Genomic DNA, 2,488 nt, shown 5'->3' with positions numbered 1-2,488 from the left:
TCCCACCGTTCACGACACGCCATCGTGTCACGCACACCCGCAAAGGCATCGTGGCCCCGTCCCGCCTCACCCTCCCCGTAAGACGCCGTCTTCCCACACGTCACCGAACTCCCGTACCTTGCACCTGACGTGAAGGCCGGAGCGGTGTGCGAGGGGGCGGTGGGCGTGGCGGTACGCAGGGGATGGATCGGGCTCGTGGTGGGGGCCGTCGCGTGCTGGGGCGTCGTGGGCGGGGCGCCGTACGCGACGGCCGGCACCACGGCCGCGGCCGCCGATCCCGCGCCGGGCTCCGCCTACTCCGCCACCACCGGCGTCGGCGTCCACAACGCCTACGAGAAGGCGAAGTACCCGTACTTCGCCGACGCCCTCGACTCCGGTGCGGGCATGCTGGAACTCGACGTGTGGACCAACGTCTTCGGCAGCGGCTGGCGGGTCTCCCACAGCAACCCGCTCGGCAACGACAACAACTGCGAGAACGCCCAGAGCGCGGCCGAGCTGCGCACCAAGGCGCGCAACCAGAGCCTCGCCGGGTGCCTGAGGGACATGCGCAGCTGGCACGACGCCCACCCCGGGCACCCGCCCGTGCTCGTCAAGGTCGAGCTGAAGGACGGCTTCCAGGCCAAGAACGGACGCGGGCCCGCCGAGCTCGACGCGCTGCTCACCGGCGCACTCGGCGACGCCGTCTACCGCCCCGGCGAGCTCGCCGCGGGACACGCCACCCTCGACGACGCCGTGCGCGCCAAGGGCTGGCCCCGGCGCGCCGACCTCGCGGGGAAGTTCGTCTTCGAGCTGATCCCCGGCACCGTCGAGCAGGGCAACCCCGCCGACACCCTGTGGACCGACCGCGAGTACGCCACGCATCTGCGCGACCGCGCCGCCGCGGGCCGCCTCGGCGAGGCCGCCGCCTTCCCCGCCGTGCTCGGCGCCGAGGCCGGCGATCCCCGCCAGCGGTACACGGACGCGTCGATCCGGCCGTGGTTCGTGCTGTTCGACGGGGACGCCTCCGCGTACGCGGGCGGCACCATCGACACCCAGTGGTATGCCGACCGGCGCTATCTCGTCGTCATGACCGACGCCCACGACGTCGCCCCGGCCATCGACGGCACGCGCCCCACCGAGGCGCAGGCCAAGGAGCGGGTCGCCCTGCTCGCCAAGCGGCACGCCAGCATCGTGTCGGCCGACTGGTATCCGCTGCCGGGCGTCCTGTCGAGCGTGCTCCCGCGCGGCTGACGACGACGTCCATCGGGACGCGCCTCAGGATCGCCCGCCAGGAAACGCCTCAGGACCGTCCGCCAGGACGCGCCGCAAGACCGCCCGCCAGGAAGCGACCCCGGACCGCCCGTCAGGGCTGGATCCGTATCCACACCGGCGCGTGGTCCGACGCCGGCGCGTCCCTGCGTACCGCGGGATCCCCCTCGGCCACCGACGGCAGCGCCGCCGCCCCCGCGCCCGGCGCGCCCGTGCCCGCGGACCGCACGTGGTCCAGCAGGCCCCGGCTCACCAGGACGTGGTCGATGAGCTCGCGGCGGCCCGCGTAGATGCGGGAGAAGCGCTGGTCGGCCGGGATCATCGGGGCAACGTCCCACAGCCGTGCCGCGTCGCCCTTGTCGGGGTGGTCGAAGCCGGGCGTGCCGATCTCGGAGCCCGGCGGGCCGAGCAGGATCTGCGTCGTGGCCGCGCCCACCTCGTCGTTGAGGTCCCCGAGCACGGCGACGTCGTGCTCGCGGCCGTCACCGCGCAGCAGCCGGTCGGCGAGCGCGCGCACCACGGTCGCCTCGGCGGCGCGGCGGTACAGGGCGTACGCGCCGTACCGCGCCCGCTCGCCCTCGTCGCGCGGCTGGAAACGGCCGCCGGGGTACGAGAGCAGCTTGGACTTCAGATGGCAGACCACCGCGTCGAAGAAGAAGGCCCGCGTCGACACCGTCACGGCGAGGACCCCGCGCCCGGCCCGCCCCGTCGTGCGGCCCGTGTCGTCGACCTGCACCGGACCCATCGGCTCCGGGAAGCCGTCCTCGTCGGCGACGACGGAGACGGGGAGGCTGCTGAGGAAGCCGACCCGGATGCCGCGGTCGTCCGCGTGCCGGGAGAGCGTCACGTGCCAGGTGCCCTCCAGCAGGCCCGCCAGGTCCTCCAGCGCGGCCGGGTCGCCGACCTCCTGCACGCCGAGGACGCTCGGCCGCAGCGCCGTGACGGTCCTCGCCAGCGAGGCCAGTTTCGCCTCGTACGCGACCTTGTCCTTGGGGCCGAACCGCCCGCCGGGACGGTAGAGGTTCTCCAGGTTCCAGGTTCCGATGATCATGGCCGACTCCCTTGCCGTTCCTGGGCTGTCCCCCTCGGTCCGGCCGGCAGACGGGGCCGGCGGACCGATCGGCGGGTGAGGTCAGCGTGCCCGCGAAACCGCGTCCGCGACAGGCCCGCCGGATGCGCACTCGCACTACCTTGAAGAGATGACGCCGCCTCCCGCACCCGGCCCCGCCGGACTCGGCAC

The 2,488-nt window shown here is 74.1% G+C and carries 2 protein-coding genes; one reads left to right on the top strand and one right to left on the bottom strand.

All coding sequences use genetic code 11. The annotated features are described in order from the left end of the window. The first annotated feature begins 225 nt into the window (after positions 1-225). Positions 226-1,230, top strand: coding sequence for a phosphatidylinositol-specific phospholipase C domain-containing protein (locus AOK22_RS38200; protein ID WP_244165276.1), 1,005 nt, complete (start codon positions 226-228; stop codon positions 1,228-1,230). Positions 1,231-1,342: 112 nt separating this feature from the next. Here the strand turns inward: AOK22_RS38200 and AOK22_RS38195 are convergent, their stop codons facing one another. Next, positions 1,343-2,299 carry an endonuclease/exonuclease/phosphatase family protein gene (locus AOK22_RS38195; protein ID WP_055703232.1) on the bottom strand — a complete coding sequence of 319 codons (957 nt, stop codon included), beginning with the start codon at positions 2,297-2,299 and terminating at the stop codon, positions 1,343-1,345. Between the last annotated feature and the right edge of the window lie 189 nt (positions 2,300-2,488).

It is taken from the genome of Streptomyces silaceus (genome assembly GCF_001419745.1).
Classification (GTDB): domain Bacteria; phylum Actinomycetota; class Actinomycetes; order Streptomycetales; family Streptomycetaceae; genus Streptomyces; species Streptomyces silaceus.
This window is presented reverse-complemented; position numbering and strand designations above follow the sequence as displayed.